Genomic DNA, 18,272 nt, shown 5'->3' on the forward strand with positions numbered 1-18,272 from the left:
GTGATCTTTTCTGCGATGAGCGACTTTGCCGTATCCACTTTCGGGGGCGCGGGACCAGTGCGTCCGCCCATGGCCTCGTTCCTGCCGGACTGGCTGAACCCCCAGGTCTTCCTGGCTGATCCAGCCTTGGCGCCGTGGGTTGTGCTGCTGGTTTGCGGCATCGTCTTTGCTGAAACCGGCCTGCTGGTGGGCTTCTTCCTGCCCGGCGATTCCATGCTTTTTACCGCTGGTCTCCTGGTGGCCACAGACACCATCAAGTTCAATGTCTGGGCCCTTGCGGGCCTCATCATCGTCTCGGCGATCATCGGCAACCAGACCGGCTACCTTATTGGTTCAAAGGCCGGCCCTGCCATCTTCAACCGCCCGGACTCCCGGCTGTTCAAGAAGGAGAACGTCGAAAGCGCCCATGCGTTCTTTGAGAAGCATGGCGGCAAAGCCCTGATCCTTGCCCGCTTCGTCCCCATCATCCGCACGTTCGTTCCGGTGATCGTCGGCGTGGCACAAATGGACAAGCGCAAGTTTTTCCTCTTCAACGTGATCGGCGCCACGCTCTGGGGCGGTGGTGTCACCTTGCTTGGATACCTTTTGGGGGACCGCGTTCCGTGGGTCAGCAGCAACCTGGACATCATCTTCATCGTCATTGTCCTGATCTCGGTCATTCCCATCATCATCGAGGTAGCCCGTGGCGTCGTTGCCAAGCGTAAGGCTGCCGCGGAAGGGAGCAACCCCGTGGAGGAATTCATCGAGGAGCACGAAGGCGGAAAACACCGCGACAAGTAGGTTTTAGCGAAGTTGACGGCAGACAGGAGAAGGCACCCGGCGTTGGCCGGGTGCCTTCTTCGTTGATCCCCCGCTAACTGGAGTGGACACCCGAAAGTGCGGCGACGATTGCGGGGAGCAAAGCCCGGAACGCCTGGCCCCGGTGGCTGATGGCGTTCTTTTCCTCGGATGTCAGTTCCGCACAGCTGCGATCCATTCCCACCGGCTGGAGCACGGGGTCATAACCGAACCCGCCCTCCCCCCGGGGCTCGCGCAGCAGCGTACCTTCGAGCTGCCCGTACTCAACTGTTTCGTGGCTGATTCCATCTGCCCCGGGCACTGCCAAGGCTGCTGCGCAGACAAAGGCGGCCCCGCGGAAGGAGTCGGGTACGTCGGAGAGTTGGGCGAGCAGCAATTGCAGGTTCGCTGCGTCGTCCCCATGCTTTCCCGACCATCGGGCGGAAAAGATGCCCGGTGCACCGCCCAAGACGTCAACGGCAAGCCCCGAGTCGTCAGCGATGGCTACCAAACCCGTTACCTCAGCCACGGCACGCGCCTTAAGCAGTGAGTTTTCTGCAAAAGTGACTCCGGTTTCGGCGACGTCCGGCGCACCGGCAGCAGTTGCGTCCACCACCTGGGTATCGACGTCGAGCCCTGGGACCTGGCCGCGCAGCAACTCGCGAAGTTCCTTCAGCTTTCCCTGGTTATGTGTTGCCAGGACCAGCCGCGGAGCACTGGAGGCACCGTCGCCGCTCACGGAGCCTCCGCCAGTGTCTCGCGCTGGATGGCCGCAAGCTGGCCCGTGCCGATCAGGGCGAGGTCCAGCAAGGCGTTGAGTTCATCGCGGTCGAACGGGGCGCCCTCTGCGGTGCCCTGGACCTCAACGAACTTCCCGGATCCCGTGACCACCACATTCATATCGGTTTCGGCACGGACGTCTTCGACGTACGGGAGGTCCAGCATCGGCACGCCATCGATGATGCCCACCGAAACGGCAGCAATCGTGTCTACCAGCGGCTCGGCATTGCGGGCGATGAGCTTGTTTTCGCGCGCAAAGCGGATCGCTTCGGCAAGTGCCACGTAAGCACCGGTGATCGCAGCGGTGCGGGTACCGCCGTCGGCCTGCAGGACATCGCAGTCAAGGACGATCGTGTTCTCGCCGAGCGCTTTGGTATCGATGATGGAGCGCAGCGAACGGCCAATGAGGCGGGAGATCTCGTGTGTGCGTCCGCCGATCTTCCCCTTCACGGACTCGCGGTCGGAGCGGGTGTTCGTTGCCCGGGGAAGCATCGCGTATTCGGCGGTCACCCAGCCACGGCCCTCGCCCTTGAGCCAGCGGGGAACACCCTCCGTCAGGGAAGCTGTGCACAGTACCCGCGTGTTGCCGAACTCGATGAGCGCCGAGCCCTCGGCCTGCTTGGACCAGCCGCGGGTGATGCTGATGGGACGCAATTGGTCGGGCGTCCGGCCATCGGCGCGGATAACGGGTGTGGCTGTAGCTTCAGAAGTCATGCTTCAAGCTTAGCGACGATGTGACAACGCCCGACGCCGGACGGCACGTCGGGCGCGCACGGCACCACCTTGATCGGCCTAGATGGTGTAGTGGACCCCGGCGACGGCAACAGCGACGTCCCCGGCAAACACCGGCTTTGCCTCGGACATTACTTTGGTCTGCGAAGTCCACACCGGAATGTGGGTCAGGAGCAGGCGCTTGGCTCCGGCGTTCCTGGCGGCCTCCCCGGCACGCTTGCCCGTGAGGTGGACGTCCTTGATGCCGTCATCGCGGCCTTCCTCGAACGCGGCCTCGCACAGGAACAAGTCGGCGCCGCTGGCGGCATCTTCCAGGCCCTGGCAGGAATCGGTGTCCCCCGAATATGTCAGCACCCGGGTCACCGGCGTACCGTCCTTGGCTGGCTCCGTTGCAGTGACGCGAAGTGCGTATGCCTCCTCCACTGGATGGTTGACGCTGTAAGGGGTCACCGTGAACGGGCCAACCGTAACAGGCTTCTGTTCAGCCCAATGAGTGAAGTCGAACTCCTCGTGCATGCCCGGATCCAGATCCAGCCCGTAGGCTGTCGCCATCCTGTCCGCGGTGGCTGCAGGCCCCCACACGGGGATCCGGTCCCGACCCCAACCGCCGGGCTTCCACCGGACGGCTACGTGAAGGCCGCACAGGTCCATGCAATGGTCCGGGTGCAGGTGCGTGAGGAAAATGGCGTCAATGTCCTCAAGATCCGTGTACCGCTGGATGGCTCCCAACGCTCCGCTCCCGAGGTCCATCACGATCTTCCATTCCCGCTCACCGTCGTGTGCGGTCACCAGATAGCACGACGCCGGCGAGCCGGGACCGGGAAAGGACCCCGTACAGCCCACGATGGTCAGTTTCACAGGCCACGTCCCAAGGGTGCGCTGGAACCTGGGCTGGGTCCCCTTTCCGGTTGCACGAAGTAGGAACGTCGCGACAATCCGGCCCCGGTCCGTGCCGCTTCCAGCATTTCCGGGGTTATGCGCGCAAGGCTGCCGGTGGGGTATTGCGCAGCTACGTGGTCAACGTGTTTGACGGACAAGACCTCCGGGCCAAGGAAGCGGCGCGCCAGTGTCTCAAATTGGACGGCATCGCCTGTTGCTATGAACTCATGGCTCGGGGCACTGGTATCGGTTCGCTGGATACCGTGATTGGCCAGGGCACGGTAGACGTCCTTGGCGGTTTCCTCCGCACTGGACACCAACGTCACGTCCTCGCCCATGACAAAGGAGATCACCCCGGTCAACAAGGGGTAGTGCGTGCAGCCCAGCACCACAGTGTCCACGCCGGCGTGCTTGAGTGGCTCCAAGTACTCATTGGCCGCTGCAAGGAGATCCGGGCCGGTGGTGATGCCGGCTTCAACAAAGCTCACGAAGGCCGGGCAAGCCACAGAGGTGATGGCAAGATCCGGGGCTGCCGCGAAAGTGTCCTCGTAGGCGCGCGAGCCTACAGTAGCGGACGTTCCAATGACACCGATCCTGCCGGAACGGGTGGCCGCCACCGCTCGCCGCACTGCTGGTTGGATGACCTCGATAACAGGGATGCCGTAACGCGCCGTGTAGCGTTCACGAGCATCCCGGAGGACGGCGGCAGAGGCAGAGTTGCAGGCAATGGTCAGCAGCTTCACGCCCGAATCCACCAGCTCGTCCATCACGCCCAGGGCGTTGGCCCGGACTTCGGCGATGGGCAGCGGCCCATAGGGACCATTGGCCGTATCCCCCACGTACAGGATTGATTCGTTGGGGAGTTGATCGATGATGGACCGGGCTACCGTCAATCCACCCACACCGGAATCGAAGACGCCAATCGGGCGGGATCCCATGAGCTCGTTGGAGACCGGCAGCCCACCCGGGGAGGCAGCAACCGGGGCCCCTGCCGCGGCGCTTGGTGATCCGGCGCCTCTAGAACTGCCGCCTGGTGAACTGCCGCCCGTTGAACTGCCAGATGCTGAAGTCATGATTATTCGAGAATAAGGCTTCCCCTGTGTTGCGGCCATTACCTGTGGCCTCCGCCTCGTGTCTGATGTGTCACAAACAGCGGCCCAGCGGTGGCCTTTCTGATCAGGATTTTGCCTGCCTTGCCGCCATCATCGATTGCACCAGCGACTCCTGGAGCCAGGTGGTGAAGTTGTAGACCAACGCCAGGTAACTCTCCACATCTTCTGCCTGGCTCCAGTCCTGCATGCTGTGGATGTGCTCGGCGTCCGCTTCGTCGCGGATGTCCAGCCGTTCGGCCAATACCAGGCGAACGTCGTTCAACGCCATCGACCAGCGTGTCGCGTCCTCCGGCGTCAGTACAAGATCGTCCTTGTCCAGACCCATGGCTGTAGCCTTCAACGCGCCAATCTTGTTTTCCCGAACGGAGCGTTCGGTGAGTTGCCGGAACTCAAGCGAGCCGCCGTCGTCGTCCTTCATGACGTTTGGCAAAAGCCGCAACAGGGCGCGATCGCTCGGTTGCTTCACGTCCATGTCCAAGCCGATCAACGCGGTCAGCGGGTCCTCGTTCTCCTTGACATCGGACTCCAGCATGGAGATGACATCGTCCAGCAGCCCCCGTAAAAGATCCCGTTCGGCCGGCTCGAGGTAACCGGTGATTCCCTTGAGTCCGTATTTGAATGCCTTAGCCACGCTGGCGGCCGCCCTTCCCCGGTGCTTCGTTTCCGCTTGCCGCTTTCTCCACGGTGGCCCAGAGGCCGAAGCCGTGCATGGCTACTGCGTGCTGCTCAACCTGTTCCTTGCTCCCATGCGCCACGATGGAACGGCCCTTCCTGTGGACCTCCATCATGAGCTTGTGTGCTTTGGACTCGGAGTAACCGAAGTACGTCTGGAACACATAGCTGACATAACTCATGAGGTTGACGGGATCATTCCAGATCACCAGGTTCCAAGGGATATCCGGGGCGGTCAGGACATCGGTGGACGTCTGCTCTGCAGCTTCCGTCCGCTCATCAATGTCCGTGCCAAATGCAACGCTAGGGGTCATCTGTCCATTCTATGGCGGCTCGCACTAGAGTGAATTCGTGAGTAGAGCCACGTCTTGGGACCACCCCGCCACTTCCTTGTACACCGACCACTACGAGTTGACGATGCTTCAGGCCGCCTTGCACTCCGGGGCCGCCCACCGCCGCTCGGTGTTTGAAGCCTTCGCCCGGCGACTGCCTGACGGCCGCCGCTACGGCGTGGTTGGCGGAACCGGCCGCCTTCTGGAAGGGATCGCCGACTTCAGCTTCGGTGAGGCCGAGCTCGCGTTCCTTGAGCGGAACAAGGTGGTCAACCAGGCGACACTGGACTACCTCGCCAACTACAAATTCAACGGAGACATCTGGGGTTACGCGGAAGGCGACGCCTACTTCCCAAACTCCCCCATCCTGATCGTCGAATCCACGTTTGCCGAAGCCTGCATCCTGGAGACCTACATCCTCTCCGTCCTGAACCACGACAGTGCCATCGCTTCCGCCGCATCACGGATGACGTCAGCGGCCGGCAACCGCCCGTGCATCGAGATGGGCTCCCGGCGCACGCAGGAGGAATCCGCGACGGCGGCAGCACGCGCCGCCGTGATCGCAGGCTTCGCCAGCACCTCCAACCTCGAGGCCGGACGCCGATACGGCATCAAGACGGTGGGCACTGCCGCCCACTCGTTCACGCTCCTCCACGACACAGAACGCGAGGCCTTCGAAGCACAGATCGCTGCATTCGGGCCGGGAACCACGCTGCTTGTTGACACCTACGACGTCGAGACGGCCGTGCGCACCGCCGTCGAGCTCGCAGGTGACAAACTGGGCGCCGTCCGCTTGGACTCGGGCGACCTTGTTGCCCAGGCCCAGTGGGTCCGGCAACTACTGGATGACCTTGGAAACCTGGATACCCGGATTGTGGTCACCTCCGACCTCGACGAATTCGCCATAGCGGCCCTGCAGTCCGCTCCGGTGGACTCCTACGGGGTTGGCACGTCCCTGGTTACGGGCTCCGGCGCTCCGACCGCGAGCATGGTGTACAAGCTGGTCAGCAGGACCAACGACGCCGGCGAGTTCATCTCGGTTGCGAAGGCGGCCAAGAACAAAGCCAGCGTAGGCGGACGCAAATACGCCCTCCGCAAACTCAACGAACACGGGCGGGCCACCCAGGAGATCGTTGGAATAGGCCACCGGCCGGAGGACGACGGAAATGACCGTTCGTTGTTGCAGCAATTCATCAAGAATGGCGAACTCCTGCCCGGCTGGACAGGCCCCGAAGGAGTGGTCCGCGCCAAAGAACGCCACGCCGCCAGCATGGCCGAACTGCCTGCCGTAGTGAACCGCTTGCAGCGCGGCGAGGCCGCCATCCCCACCATCTACGAGGAGAACTGATGTCCAGGGCCCTGATCATCGTCGATGTCCAGAACGACTTCTGCGAGGGCGGCACCCTCGCCGTCGAAGGAGGCGCTGCAGTAGCCGGTGCCATCACCGAGTACGTGGACGCAAACCAGCAGCACTTCGACCACATCGTGGCAACCCAGGATTGGCACATCGAACCGGGAAGCCATTTCTCCGATGATCCGGACATGGTGGATTCCTGGCCGCCACATTGCCGCGCCCGGACCAAAGGGGCCGAACTCCACGAGGACCTGGACCCGGAATACATCCAGGCCTACTTCCGCAAAGGACAGTACACCGCGGCCTACTCCGGGTTCGAGGGCGTCCTCGCACCGGAGGACGACGTCCCTTCCGGCGACCTCAAGGCCGGCGCCGCCGTGTCCGAGGCCCTGGATGAAGATGCCATCGGGCTCGATGACTGGCTCCAAAGCCACGACGTCGAAGAAGTCGTTGTCGTGGGCATCGCGACGGACTATTGCGTCAAGGCAACTGCCCTTGATGCCGTCCAAGCGGGCTACAACACCACGGTCATTGCAGAACTCACAGCAGGAATCGCCGAGGACCTCAGCGAGACCTTCGACGAACTGGAGGCAGCCGGCGTCGAGGTCGAACGCAGCTAGGTTGAAGGCAGCCAGGACCAGCTACTTCCGGCCGATGAACCAGTCCTGCAACTTACGCAGGCGTGCCTGCAGTTGTTCCTCGTTCGCCTGGGCTACGGCAGGTCCGCCGCATAGCTCGCGCAGTTTAGTGTGCACCACCCCATGGGGTGTGCCTGTCCGGGCGGACCATGCGGCGACGTTCTTGGCCAGTTCGTTGCGCAAGTCCATGAGCATGCGGTGATCGGGCACGGCCGGAGAAGCCGCGGCTGCCAACGGGGATTGGCGCTTCTTGCGCGACTGCTGCTCGTGCTGGCGCTGCCGCAACAGCGTCCCCACCTGCTCGGCGTCGAGAAGACCGGGGATCCCGAGGAAGTCCAACTCTTCATCAGAGCCAATGTCCGCTCCGGTACCAAACTCACCGCCGTCGAAGAGGACGCGGTCAAAGGAAGCCTGCGAGTCCAGGGCTTCAAACTTGCCCTTGGTGAGCTCATCCGAAGCCTTGTCCTCGCGGTTGGCCTCGGCCATGAGGTTCTCTTCAGGGTTGAAGAGTCCGTCCTCGTCCTTTTCCGGCCGGTCAAGCGCGTGGTCCCGCTCGGCCTCCATGGTGTTGGCCAGCACCATGAGCGGCGGCACTGACGGCAGGAAGACCGACGCCGTCTCTCCCCTTTTGCGGGCACGCACAAAGCGGCCCACTGCCTGGGCGAAGAACAGCGGCGTAGACGTTGATGTGGCGTAGACACCGACCGAGAGACGCGGAACGTCCACACCTTCGGACACCATACGGACGGCGACCATCCAACGCTTGTCTCCCTCGGAGAAGTCCTCGATCTTGCTGGAAGCCTTGGAGTCGTCAGAAAGAATCACGGTGGGCGATTGACCGGTGATCTTCTTAAGCTGCCCTGCGTAGGCGCGGGCGTCCTCGTGGTCCGTGGCAATGACCAGTCCACCGGCGTCCGGAACAGTCCGGCGAACCTCGCTGAGGCGTTTGTCCGCGGCAGCGAGGACTGCCGGGATCCATTCGCCGGCCGGGTTCAACGCAGTGCGCCACGCTTGTGAGGTGATGTCCTTAGTGACCGCCGCTTCCCCCAAGGAGGCTGCCATTTCATCACCGGCACTGGTCCTCCACCGCATCTGGCCGGAGTAGGCCATGAAAAGCACGGGACGCACCACGTGGTCCCGGAGGGCATTGCCGTAGCCATACGTGTAATCGGCTTTGGAGCGCCGAATACCATCGCGGTCCTCTGCGTACTCCACGAACGGGATGGGCGAAGTATCGGAACGGAAGGGGGTACCGGTCAGGGAGAGGCGCCTTGCCGCTGGATCAAAGGCCTCGCGCAAGCCATCTCCCCAGGACAGCGCCTCTCCACCGTGGTGGATTTCGTCCAGGATGACCAACGTCCGGGCGGCTTCTGTCTTGGCGCGGTGAAGCATTGGCTTGCTCGCCACTTGGGCATACGTCACAGCGACACCCACGAATCCACGGCCATGCTGACCATCGGAATTCTTGAAGTTGGGGTCAATGGCAATACCTACCCTGGCAGCGGCGTCAGCCCACTGCCGCTTCAAGTGGTCGGTGGGTGCGACGATCGTAATTCTGTTAACAACACCACTGTCCAGAAGCGTGGTTGCAATACGCAGCGCGAAGGTCGTCTTACCGGCACCCGGCGTAGCCACGGCGAGGAAGTCCTTCGGATGACGGGCCATGTAGAGGTCCAAAGCCTCCTGCTGCCATGCACGCAGCTTGGGAGCTGTGCCCCATGCGGCGCGTTCAGGATAGGCGGGTGGCAGGGATGGGCCACCAAATAATGTTTCTGTCATGCGGACTCCCCCGGCCTGATGGCAGCGAAAATTAGCCCCGGCTCTCCGGGCACGCGGCAACGGACCGCACTGCGGTCGCGATCAGATGGGGCCTGTGTTCTCTTCCCACCCACTACTTGGAGTTGCCCGGGCCGCTGTCTCCACCGTCTTTGCCGGGACGGAGGCCTTCATAGATCTCCTTGCACTCCGGGCATACGGGGAACTTCTGGGGATCGCGCCCCGGCGTCCAGACTTTGCCACAGAGGGCAATGACGGGTTCGCCGGTCATAGCCGACTCCATGATCTTTTCCTTGCGGACATAATGCGCGAATCGCTCGCGGTCGCCGGGCTCCACTTCCTGGCGCGTTTCCTCGCGCTCAATGGTGGATGTGGACGTACCGGCTCCGGAAAGCTCGCGCATGGGGTCGTTTTCGAATGGATCCGGAGGAAGCGTAGTCATGGCATCCATCTTACCGTCACAGGCCCTGCCACTCCGGCTTGTTGTCATAGGTGTGGCGGTAGTAGTCGGCCAACTTCAGCGACGACGCAGCCGCTTCGTCCACCAGAATCGTGGCGTGCGGGTGCATCTGAAGGATCGATGCAGCGCATATGGCAGCTACCGGGCCCTCGACGAAGTCACGCACCGCCTGGGCCTTTTGTGCACCCGTAGCCACCAGGATGACGTGGCGGGCATCCATGATCGTGCCCAAGCCCTGGGTGACCACATGGTGCGGAACGTCGTCGATGCTGTCGAAAAAGCGGGCGTTATCCTTGCGTGTCTGCTCAATCAAGGTTTTGATACGGGTGCGGGACGCAAGGGATGAACCGGGCTCATTGAACCCAATGTGGCCGTCCGTGCCCACTCCCAGAATCTGCAGGTCTACGCCGCCCGCAGCCTTGATGGCATCCTCATAGGCCTGGCAGGCTGCTTCCAGGTCCTCGGCGGCACCGTCCGGGCCATGCACATTCTCAGGCTTGATATTCACCCGGTTAGTGAACTCCCGCCGGATAACCTCGCGGTAGGATTCCGGATGCCCGGCCTCCAGTCCGACGTATTCGTCCAACGCAAACCCGTGCGCCTCGCTGAAGTCCACGCTGCCGGCTTCGTAGCGACGGGCCAATTCGTCGTAGATCGGCAAGGGAGAGGAACCCGTGGCCAAGCCCAGGACCGCATTGGGCTTGCGGCGCACAAGGGCTTCGATGGCATCTGCCGCCAGGGCGCCGATCTGCTTGGTGCCGGGGAGAATGACAACTTCCATCGTCACAGCCTTTCCAGTAGAAATTGCGAGGTATCTGACAACGAGGTTATCCCATGTCCCATGAGCTTGCCATGGTTATTACGGGACTAACGGTTCACACTGAGCTCGGCGAACATCTCCGGCCCCCGGGCGTCCAACCATTTGCCTCCCAGGCGCAGGCCAACAACGAAAAGGGCTGCGCCCAGAAGTGGGCCCACCAAAAGGTTAATCCAGCCCGGCACAACGCTGCCGCTTAACAGTTGGGCTCCCATGAGCGCAAGTTGCGGGAGGAGCAAAAGAACAAGGACACCCATGCCTATCATCTGCACGGCGAGTGTCTGGGCAACGTTGCCGGGCGGCTTCTTAAACGGGCTGTCGCCAGGCAAGGGCACCGCAATGTTGTATCGCGCCGAGATCACTGAGGACAGGCCCAACCCCGTGAACAACGTACCCAAGGAGAGACCGATCAGGTTCGGAGCCCACTCCCAGGAACCCGTAAAGAAGAACGGCCCTATGGCAAACAGAAGCACAAGAGGCAGGGAAATTGCCAAGCATGCCGTGGCACGCCCCAAGCGATCATCCACACCCCTGACACCCGATGCCAGATGGAGCGCAAAAGCGGTGTTGTCATAGGAAACGTCAGCGCAGATGGACCAGGCCATGACAAAAGCAGTCAGCGGCCCAAGAAGCATGAGCATGCTGTAATCGCCGCTCTGGCTACCGCTGAAGAAGAAGATCACGGGAAATAGTGGCACCACCACCAGCGAGCCCGCGTAGCGAGGATCCTTCAGCCAATAAATCAAAGCCCGGGCAGCAATCGCCCCGGCCGGAGTGCCGGGCAGGACATCGAACAGGCCACGCTTACCGCCCTTCCTGGCCGAACCTCCAGCGTACGGCGGCGTCACCAAGGCACGCTGAAGCAGCACGTGCCAGCACAGCAGCAGTCCGGAAACGGTTGCGGCAGCGATGAGGAGTTTCAGCCCGGCCGAAGCAACATCTCCGGCCTCAAGGTCCCCACCCAGGGACCAGGCCGCGCCAAGAGGAGTCCATGAGACTGTACGGGCAAGCGCAGGGAGATAGTCCGCAGAACCACGGACTCCGTCGACGATACCCACGATGATGGGACCCATCAACATGAGCGGGATGAAGAAGACAATGCTGCTGACGTCCTTGAACCGGCGGGACGACGCCAGGCTGGTGGTCGCCGTCGTCACCACTTTGGACAACAGTATGCAAGTAAGCGCCCCCAATATGGCGCCCAGCAACGCACCCGCCACAGCTGGAAAACTGCGCCACCAAGTGCCAACAGTGGCAAGCGCGGTCAAAGCCGTGGAGAGACCGGGGATTCCTATGAAACCTGCCAAGGCAAGGCCAGTGAGCAGCTGCCGGGCTGGAATCGCGGACGTGGTGAAGCGTGCCGGATCCAGCGTCATGTCCGCCGCGGAAGCAAGAAGGGGAACCACCGCCCAGCCAAGCAGTGTTGCAGCACCGCCCAACACCACCACGGTATGGGCGATTTCAGCATCCGCCCACCGCAGGGCAATCAATGCTCCGATCAACAGGACCATGATTCCCAGTGCGTACAGGATCCCGATGCCCATGCCAATAAGCTGTGCCGGGCTGCGCTTGAAGCCATTGAGGAGCAACCGCCACTTAAGGCTTAAAAGGTGCGCAACCATTCCAGCCCCTCCGTCCGGTGCCCGCCGCCCACCAACTGAACGAACCGTTCCTCCAGTGTGGAACCGTTGCGCACTTCATCCACGGACCCCGCAGCCAGCACGCGCCCTGCTGCCAAGACCGCCACATGGCTGCACATGCGCTGTACAAGGTCCATGACATGGCTGGAGACAATGACAGTTCCACCGGAAGATACATAGCTCTCCAGGATGCCCCTGATATTGGCCGCAGATACGGGGTCCACCGATTCAAAAGGCTCGTCCAATACCAGCAGGCGGGGAGCATGGATCAACGCCGAAGCCAGGGCGATCTTCTTGGTCATGCCGGCCGAATAGTCCACCACCAAGGATCCGGCATCGGCTTCCAGGTCCAAGGCGGCCAGCAGTTCGGCTACACGAGGGCGAACCACGTCCCGGTCCATGCCGCGGAGCAGGCCCGCGTACATGACCAATTGCTCCCCGGTCAGCCTGTCAAACAAGCGGACGCCGTCCGGCAGCACACCCATGAGCTTCTTGGCAGCCAAGGGCTGGGCCCAGACATCCACGCCGTGGACCAACGCCGTTCCGAAGTCCGGCCGCAGCAGTCCAGTGGCCATCGACAACGTGGTGGTCTTGCCGGCACCGTTCGGACCCACCATTCCATAGAACGAACCAACAGGAACCTCCAGGCTCACGCCATCGACAGCAATCTTCCCGCCGAACCGCTTGGCCAAGCCACGGATGGACAGGGCTGACATTGGGGCCGGCATTGGCAAGTCCGCCTGGGGATGCGATGGCTGGGACACTTGTTCATGGCTTGGTTCATGGCGTGATTCCGTCATGGGTCCAGCCTAGCCCCGGCTTCCAGTGGCGTCGGGAGGCGCTAGAAGCCGTGGCGGGGGATGGCCCTCTGGTACTGCGGAACCCAGGAAATATCGTGTCCGAGCTCGTAAGCGGCCCTGAGCCACCAATGCGGATCCCGTAGCGCGGCCCGGGCCATGAAGACGGCATCGGCGCGCCCGTTCGCCACGATATCCTCGGCCTGGGTGGCACTTGTCAGCAAGCCCACCGCACCGGTGAGTACACCGGCGTCGCGCTTTACCTGTTCGGCAAATCCAGCCTGGTACCCGGGAGCGGGCCTGATGTCCTGATGTGCAACCGCCCCGCCGCTGGAGACATCCACGAGGTCCACCCCGTGTTCCGACGCTGCCTTCGCGAGGCGGACGGAAGCCTCAACGTCCACTCCCCCTTCAGCCCAATCAGACGCGGAGATCCGCAACAACAAGGGCATGGAATCAGGAATGACCTCCCGCACTGCGTCCACCACGGCAAGCATCAGCCGGTTCCGCCCATCCTCATCGCCACCCCAACTATCCGTCCGGGTGTTGATCAGAGGGCTTTGGAACTGATGCAGAAGATACCCATGGGCGCCATGGATCTCCACGGTATCGAAACCTACGGCAACAGCGCGCGCAGCCGCAGCTGCAAAGTCGGCAATTACTCCCTGGATGTCGTCTTCGCCCATTGCCTGGGGAGCAGCATAGCCGTCATAGGCCTGGGTGGTAGGACCAAACGTAGCCCAGCCGCCGTCGGACGCGGCAACGGAACCGGACCGGCCCGAAAACGGCCAGTACGTGGACGCTTTGCGCCCGGCGTGCGCGAGCTGCGCGCCGATCTTGCAGTCAACGGCGCCGTGCTGGTGGACGAAGTGCACAATCCTTTCCCAGCCCGCCGCTTGCTCATCGGAGTACAGGCCCGCATCCAACGGGCTGATCCGGCCGGCGGTATTCACCGCAGCGGCTTCACTCAGGATCAAGGCCGCACCACCAGCGGCAAACGATCCGAGGTGCATCAAATGCCAATCGTTGGGTACGCCTTCCCCGGTTTCCGGATGGCAGCTGTACTGGCACATGGGTGAGACCCATCCACGATGCGCAATGCCGAGCGAACGCAGCTGCAGGGGCGTGAACAGCGCGGAGGGCACTAGAACAGAACCCTCGCAAGTCCTTGACGGGCTTTGGCCACCCGCTCATCCGACGTACCGACCACCTCGAAGAGTTCAAGGAGGCGTAGCCGGGCGGTCTCCCGCTCCGGACCGAAATTCCGGCCGATAAACGCGATGATGCGGTTGAATCCATCCTCGATGTGGCCGCCGGAGATGTCGAGGTCGGCCACGCCCAACTGGGCCTGAACATTATCAGGCTCCTGCGCGGCCAGTTTCCGGAGGTTTTCTGCTTCGGGGGCTGAGATCTTCTCGAGCCTGGCCATCAGTTCCACCTGCGCCAGACCTGCTTTGGCATCGGCGTCGGCGGGCATTTCCAGCAGTGCCTGCTTATAGGCCTGGGCTGCTCCGGCGTAGTCTCCGGCCTCGATCGCATCGATGGCGGCTTGGTGGAGGGGAGGCAGTGGTGCTGGTTCCGATTCACCCTCCTGCCCAGCGTCACCGATGCTCCCGGTCACGCCATTGGCAGCTGCCACCTTGAGCAGTTCATCAACCAGGCTGCGGATCTGCTCGTCATCCGCAGGACCTTGGAACAACGGCACGGGCTGGCCTTTGACCACCGCGACAGCCGTGGGAACTGCCTGGACCTGAAAGGCCTGTGCAAGTTGAGGGAACGTATCAACGTCAGCAGCAGCAAGAACCAAACGTCCGCCATAGCTTTCGACGACGCGCTCGGCTGCATCCAGGACAGCCGGAGATTCGGCGGCATAGCGTGACCAGAGAAGGAAGAGGACAGGTATCTGGGCGGACAACTGCACCAGATCCTGGAAATTGGTTTCGGTGGCGTCCACGCGAAGGGGCGCACGTCCCGATTCGGCTCCGCTGGGTCCACCCGATTCCGGAGTACCGGAATCGGCAGCCCCGTTGGCGGGCGGCGATTGGGGTGGCGCGGCAGGGCGGCGCAACGACGAGAGGTCGACGGCGCCGCGCAGGTTGAGCTGGCTGGCAGCGGCTGGAGTGGGTCGGTATCCGGGCGAACTCATACCGTCCACTCTAGCCGCTGCCTTGCCAAGGGCATGCCCTACTTGAAGCTGGCTCCCACAAGTCCCCGGGTAGCTGCTACAAGCTTCATGGGATCAGCAGAACCCGCCGGCGGAATGTATACCGCCACCGACTCGGCGAAGTTCAGAACCATCCCGGTGGTGGTTTCCTTGCCGCCGGCGAAAACAGCGGAGTCGTCCTCAAGAATGAGCTTGTCCCCAGCCGCCTTCGGTGTTCCTTCGAAGGCGAAGTCCAAGCGGCCCACTACCAGGGCGCCACCATCGGCCGTGCGCAGCACAACGGTCTGGTTGTTCACCGGTGTATGGGAGAACTTGAAGTTGGCACTTGTTCCGTTCTTCACGGTATCCGCCTGGTAAGCAAGGGCACCGGCGATGTAGGGCGAGGACTGACCATCGGCCAGCTTGCTCCTGTTCGGCGAGTCGGGGGTTGTCAGCATCTCCCCGAGGATTCCCAAGGCTTCGTTGCCGCTGTAAGCCAGGCCGGTCTTGTCGTCGGCCGCAGCAGGAGCGGTTCCGTCACGTGGGACGGGGAACGACGGGAAGTTGGTGCCCGGTTGCAGCGGAGCGCTGCCCCACAGCTTGTAGTTTTCCCGCGGTGAAAGCTGAACCAGGGTCAGGACCTGGGGCACGACGTTGCCCTCGCCCTGGGTCAGGGCAAAGACAGTACGGGGCCAGTCGCGCTTGGTACTGATAACGCTGCTCTGGAGCTTGGTGGCTCGAACCGGCATGCGGGGCTCGTAAGCGGAAACCGTGGAGCGGATCTTGTAGTTCTGGGTGCGGACCTGGAGCTCCATCTTGTCCACGCGCGGCGCGAGCTTCGCAGCATCCTTTGCGGCGTCTGCGGCGTCCACAGTGCTGGCAACCTGCTCAAGGATGCGCTGCAGCTGCGACTCAAGCATCACAGGTGCTGCGTCGCCTTCCGTCGCACCCGAAGAAGAGGGGCTGGAAGGGTTCGTCGCGCCGGGGCTGGAAGTGGCCTGCGCGGCGATCGCCGTGCCTCCCACGAGGGCGGCAGCAAGTGCTGCGGCAACGGCAGTAATTCGCAGGCTGGAGCCTTCCGTTCCGGCGCCCCGGCGACCTTCAGCGTTGCCAGGCGGGGCCTGGACCGGCAGGGTGGTGGTTTCCCCGCCGCTGTGTGGCCCGTCGAAGTCGCCCCCCTTGCGGTGCTCGTCGCCCTTGCGGCGATTGCTGATGGCCTTGGTTACGAACGGCAGGGCCGCTCCGGCAAGGATGATGATGATGCCAAGCACGATCAGGGGCACTGCCCACGGCGTAGTTGCGTTATTGGGGAAAGTCATTGAAATTGACGACGGCGCCGGCTTGGTTCCGTCGCTGGCTACCAGGAGGGACCACTCGCCTCCGGCAGGCGGATTCCAGGTGTAGTCCAGCTCTCCACTGGCGTCTTCTGTGTTAACCCAGAGGTCCGAACCCACGGGAGTAGGGGCTGTTGCCTCGCCATCCGTAGAGGCCACTTCAAGGGACTTCTGGTCCTGGGAGACACCCGTCAGGGTGTTGTGGGCAGTTTTACCCACCCAGGCTTCGACGTCGTCCGGGCGGCCCGTAGCAACGATGAAGTTGCCTTCGCCCTGGATTTTGATCTTCACCGGCCCGTCATGGAGGGCGATCAACTTTTGGTCGATCACGGTCAGCGGGGCAGCTTTTGTGTCACTGGGAGCCGAGGCCGTCACGGTCTCCGCGGGGGCCCAGAAGGTCAGCTGGCCAATGCCGGCCAGCATCGTCAGCAGGCCCAGCAGCACCAGCAAGGCTGCAGTCTTCAAACGCACAGGATCACCTATCATCAGCGGTCGTTGAACTTCAAGGGTAACCGTTTTGTTATCAAAGAGTCAGATCGGCCCGTCCCGATGGAGACGCTTGGTTCCCTGCACTGGCGCCGCCACGGCGTGATTCCGGGCTCCTGATAGTGTGGCGATGATCATGATATCCGGGCCACCACCGCCTGCTTCCGCAGCGCCATCACCGTATTTACCGTGCAATAACGTAGACAATCAGTGCAACAACGTAGAAAAGGCAGTAGAACCGCGTGAAAGACCACTTGGAGCCCCGTCCCATCGATGAGTCAGGGTCAAGTGTCGTGGACGCCCCCGCAGATGGGACTTCCGCCAGCGTTCCGGTCCGCACCGGACGCCTGGCCGCGATAACCCGCAAGCTGAGGCAGCCCATACCCGGCGCCCGCACCCGTGTCCGGTTCGAGATGCCCCCCGAGGACGAGGCCGTTGCCGCAGCGGAAGGCATCAAGGCCGACGAGGACAATGGTTTCGGCGCTCCAGGGCCCCGCATGTCATCCCAACACCCGCTGTACGTGGGCTTCATGGGCACCGCGGGTGTCGGCGTGGCGCTGCTGGTCTTCTACATCGCCAGCAATACCACCCAGCTGATCCTGTGGATCGTGGCGGCCCTCTTCATCGCCCTCGGACTGGACCCGGTAGTCCGTTGGCTTGAGACCCGAAAGGTTCCGCGCCCTGGCGGCATCCTCATATCTGTCTCTGTCCTGGTCCTCGCGGTTGCCGGGTTCTTTGCAACGTTGATTCCGACCATCGTTGAACAGGTGTCGGAGATCGTCCGGCAGGCCCCGGAATGGATCCGAGGCTTCCTCGACTCTGATTTCTTCCGGACGGTGGACAGCCAGTTCGGCGTTCGCGACCGCATCACCACCGAACTGGATAAGTTCGTCAAAGACCCCGAAGCCATGGGCGGCATCTTCGGCGGTGTGGTGGGCTTCGGTTCCACGGTGGCCAACGGGTTGTTTGGCACGCTGATTGTCCTTGTGCTCAGCCTGTACTTCCTGGCAGCTCTCCCGTCCATGAAGAGGTGGGCCTACCGCCTGGCGCCTAGGTCGCGCCGGCCCCGCGTCGAGGCCCTTTCGGAAGCGATCACCGATTCGGTTGGCAACTATGTGATTGGCCAGGCGTGCGTTGCACTGCTGAACGCCCTCTTTGCCTTCATCGTCATGAGCATCCTCGGCATTCCCTTTAGCGTCCTGCTTGCTTTCGTGGTGGCGCTGCTGGCCTTCATTCCGCTGGTTGGCGGCATGATCGCCGCCGTAGTGGTCATCCTCGTGGCACTCACAGCCGGCTGGCAAACGGCCGTGATCTACGCCATCGCCTACTTTGCCTACCTGCAGTTCGAGGCCTATTTCATCTCTCCGCGCATCATGCAGCGGGCAGTTGCCGTTCCCGGCGCCGTGGCCGTGATCTCAGTCATCGCCGGCGGCAGCCTGCTGGGCGTCCTCGGTGCTTTGATTGCCATTCCGACGGCGGCGGCCATCATGCTGCTGATCAAGGAAGTCTTCATTATGCGGCAAGACAGGCACTGACTTTCCTG

At 62.6% G+C, this 18,272-nt stretch carries 18 protein-coding genes; 4 read left to right on the forward strand and 14 right to left on the reverse strand.

Annotation, left to right across the window (positions count from 1 at the left end; all coding sequences use genetic code 11):
- The first annotated feature begins 15 nt into the window (after positions 1-15).
- Positions 16-780, forward strand: a complete 765-nt coding sequence (locus tag ACZ5G6_RS15465) for a DedA family protein (RefSeq protein WP_223937607.1) — start codon at positions 16-18, stop codon at positions 778-780.
- Positions 781-853: 73 nt separating this feature from the next.
- Here the strand turns inward: ACZ5G6_RS15465 and rdgB are convergent, their stop codons facing one another.
- The 6 genes from rdgB to clpS all read right to left on the reverse strand — a co-directional run bounded on the left by rdgB (position 854) and on the right by clpS (position 5,266).
- Positions 854-1,516: an RdgB/HAM1 family non-canonical purine NTP pyrophosphatase gene (gene rdgB, locus ACZ5G6_RS15470; protein WP_498686398.1), complete on the reverse strand. Its 663-nt coding sequence runs from the start codon at positions 1,514-1,516 to the stop codon at positions 854-856.
- Entirely contained in the window at positions 1,513-2,271 is a 759-nt protein-coding gene (gene rph, locus ACZ5G6_RS15475) for a ribonuclease PH (RefSeq protein ID WP_254186194.1), read from the reverse strand. Before rph ends, rdgB begins: the two co-directional genes overlap by 4 nt.
- A gap of 78 nt (positions 2,272-2,349) precedes the next feature.
- A complete protein-coding gene (locus tag ACZ5G6_RS15480; protein ID WP_223933430.1) occupies positions 2,350-3,147 on the reverse strand; it encodes an MBL fold metallo-hydrolase in 798 nt (265 codons plus the stop codon).
- Positions 3,144-4,280, reverse strand: coding sequence for a glutamate racemase (gene murI / locus ACZ5G6_RS15485; RefSeq protein WP_498686401.1), 1,137 nt, complete (start codon positions 4,278-4,280; stop codon positions 3,144-3,146). The genes ACZ5G6_RS15480 and murI overlap by 4 nt, the downstream gene beginning before the upstream one ends.
- A gap of 64 nt (positions 4,281-4,344) precedes the next feature.
- A complete protein-coding gene (locus ACZ5G6_RS15490; RefSeq protein ID WP_223933434.1) occupies positions 4,345-4,911 on the reverse strand; it encodes a DUF2017 domain-containing protein in 567 nt (188 codons plus the stop codon).
- Positions 4,904-5,266, reverse strand: a complete 363-nt coding sequence (gene clpS, locus ACZ5G6_RS15495) for an ATP-dependent Clp protease adapter ClpS (protein ID WP_223933436.1) — start codon at positions 5,264-5,266, stop codon at positions 4,904-4,906. Before clpS ends, ACZ5G6_RS15490 begins: the two co-directional genes overlap by 8 nt.
- 76 nt (positions 5,267-5,342) lie before the next feature.
- Between clpS and ACZ5G6_RS15500 the strand changes: the two genes are divergently transcribed.
- Together ACZ5G6_RS15500 and ACZ5G6_RS15505 are read left to right on the forward strand one after the other, a co-directional pair.
- Complete coding sequence (locus tag ACZ5G6_RS15500; RefSeq protein ID WP_498691905.1) at positions 5,343-6,632, forward strand: nicotinate phosphoribosyltransferase; 1,290 nt, start codon at positions 5,343-5,345, stop codon at positions 6,630-6,632.
- Complete coding sequence (locus ACZ5G6_RS15505; RefSeq protein ID WP_498686405.1) at positions 6,632-7,258, forward strand: isochorismatase family protein; 627 nt, start codon at positions 6,632-6,634, stop codon at positions 7,256-7,258. Before ACZ5G6_RS15500 ends, ACZ5G6_RS15505 begins: the two co-directional genes overlap by 1 nt.
- 21 nt (positions 7,259-7,279) lie before the next feature.
- Here the strand turns inward: ACZ5G6_RS15505 and ACZ5G6_RS15510 are convergent, their stop codons facing one another.
- From ACZ5G6_RS15510 to ACZ5G6_RS15545, 8 genes are all read right to left on the reverse strand, one after another.
- A complete protein-coding gene (locus ACZ5G6_RS15510) occupies positions 7,280-9,055 on the reverse strand; it encodes a DEAD/DEAH box helicase (protein ID WP_223933442.1) in 1,776 nt (591 codons plus the stop codon).
- Between the two features lie 112 nt (positions 9,056-9,167).
- Positions 9,168-9,503, reverse strand: a complete 336-nt coding sequence (locus ACZ5G6_RS15515; protein ID WP_223933444.1) for a DUF3039 domain-containing protein — start codon at positions 9,501-9,503, stop codon at positions 9,168-9,170.
- A 7-nt stretch (positions 9,504-9,510) separates the two neighbouring features.
- Positions 9,511-10,293 carry a glucosamine-6-phosphate deaminase gene (gene nagB / locus ACZ5G6_RS15520; RefSeq protein WP_498686407.1) on the reverse strand — a complete coding sequence of 261 codons (783 nt, stop codon included), beginning with the start codon at positions 10,291-10,293 and terminating at the stop codon, positions 9,511-9,513.
- Positions 10,294-10,379: 86 nt separating this feature from the next.
- Positions 10,380-11,951, reverse strand: coding sequence for a transporter (locus tag ACZ5G6_RS15525; protein WP_498686408.1), 1,572 nt, complete (start codon positions 11,949-11,951; stop codon positions 10,380-10,382).
- A complete protein-coding gene (locus ACZ5G6_RS15530; RefSeq protein WP_223937608.1) occupies positions 11,933-12,697 on the reverse strand; it encodes an ABC transporter ATP-binding protein in 765 nt (254 codons plus the stop codon). The genes ACZ5G6_RS15525 and ACZ5G6_RS15530 overlap by 19 nt, the downstream gene beginning before the upstream one ends.
- Positions 12,698-12,810: 113 nt before the next feature.
- Positions 12,811-13,911, reverse strand: coding sequence for an NADH:flavin oxidoreductase/NADH oxidase (locus ACZ5G6_RS15535; RefSeq protein WP_498686410.1), 1,101 nt, complete (start codon positions 13,909-13,911; stop codon positions 12,811-12,813).
- Positions 13,911-14,912, reverse strand: coding sequence for a co-chaperone YbbN (locus ACZ5G6_RS15540; RefSeq protein ID WP_223933448.1), 1,002 nt, complete (start codon positions 14,910-14,912; stop codon positions 13,911-13,913). Before ACZ5G6_RS15540 ends, ACZ5G6_RS15535 begins: the two co-directional genes overlap by 1 nt.
- 38 nt (positions 14,913-14,950) lie before the next feature.
- A complete protein-coding gene (locus ACZ5G6_RS15545; protein WP_498686413.1) occupies positions 14,951-16,729 on the reverse strand; it encodes a DUF8094 domain-containing protein in 1,779 nt (592 codons plus the stop codon).
- 242 nt (positions 16,730-16,971) lie between these two features.
- Here ACZ5G6_RS15545 and ACZ5G6_RS15550 point away from each other — a divergent pair, with 242 nt between their 5' ends.
- Complete coding sequence (locus tag ACZ5G6_RS15550; RefSeq protein WP_498686415.1) at positions 16,972-18,264, forward strand: AI-2E family transporter; 1,293 nt, start codon at positions 16,972-16,974, stop codon at positions 18,262-18,264.
- Positions 18,265-18,272: the final 8 nt, after the last annotated feature.

It is taken from the genome of Arthrobacter sp. TmtSoilC51 (assembly GCF_055388015.1).

Bases quoted from the DNA above. Each gene is read 5' to 3' on its own strand.
- ACZ5G6_RS15465 (WP_223937607.1), top strand. From the start codon at position 16: ATGAGCGACTTTGCCGTATCCACTTTCGGGGGCGCGGGACCAGTGCGT.
- rph (WP_254186194.1), bottom strand. From the start codon at position 2,271: ATGACTTCTGAAGCTACAGCCACACCCGTTATCCGCGCCGATGGCCGG.
- murI (WP_498686401.1), bottom strand. From the start codon at position 4,280: ATGGCCGCAACACAGGGGAAGCCTTATTCTCGAATAATCATGACTTCA.
- clpS (WP_223933436.1), bottom strand. From the start codon at position 5,266: ATGACCCCTAGCGTTGCATTTGGCACGGACATTGATGAGCGGACGGAA.
- ACZ5G6_RS15505 (WP_498686405.1), top strand. From the start codon at position 6,632: ATGTCCAGGGCCCTGATCATCGTCGATGTCCAGAACGACTTCTGCGAG.
- ACZ5G6_RS15510 (WP_223933442.1), bottom strand. From the start codon at position 9,055: ATGACAGAAACATTATTTGGTGGCCCATCCCTGCCACCCGCCTATCCT.
- ACZ5G6_RS15515 (WP_223933444.1), bottom strand. From the start codon at position 9,503: ATGGATGCCATGACTACGCTTCCTCCGGATCCATTCGAAAACGACCCC.
- nagB (WP_498686407.1), bottom strand. From the start codon at position 10,293: ATGGAAGTTGTCATTCTCCCCGGCACCAAGCAGATCGGCGCCCTGGCG.
- ACZ5G6_RS15525 (WP_498686408.1), bottom strand. From the start codon at position 11,951: ATGGTTGCGCACCTTTTAAGCCTTAAGTGGCGGTTGCTCCTCAATGGC.
- ACZ5G6_RS15530 (WP_223937608.1), bottom strand. From the start codon at position 12,697: ATGCCGGCCCCAATGTCAGCCCTGTCCATCCGTGGCTTGGCCAAGCGG.
- ACZ5G6_RS15540 (WP_223933448.1), bottom strand. From the start codon at position 14,912: ATGAGTTCGCCCGGATACCGACCCACTCCAGCCGCTGCCAGCCAGCTC.
- ACZ5G6_RS15545 (WP_498686413.1), bottom strand. From the start codon at position 16,729: ATGATAGGTGATCCTGTGCGTTTGAAGACTGCAGCCTTGCTGGTGCTG.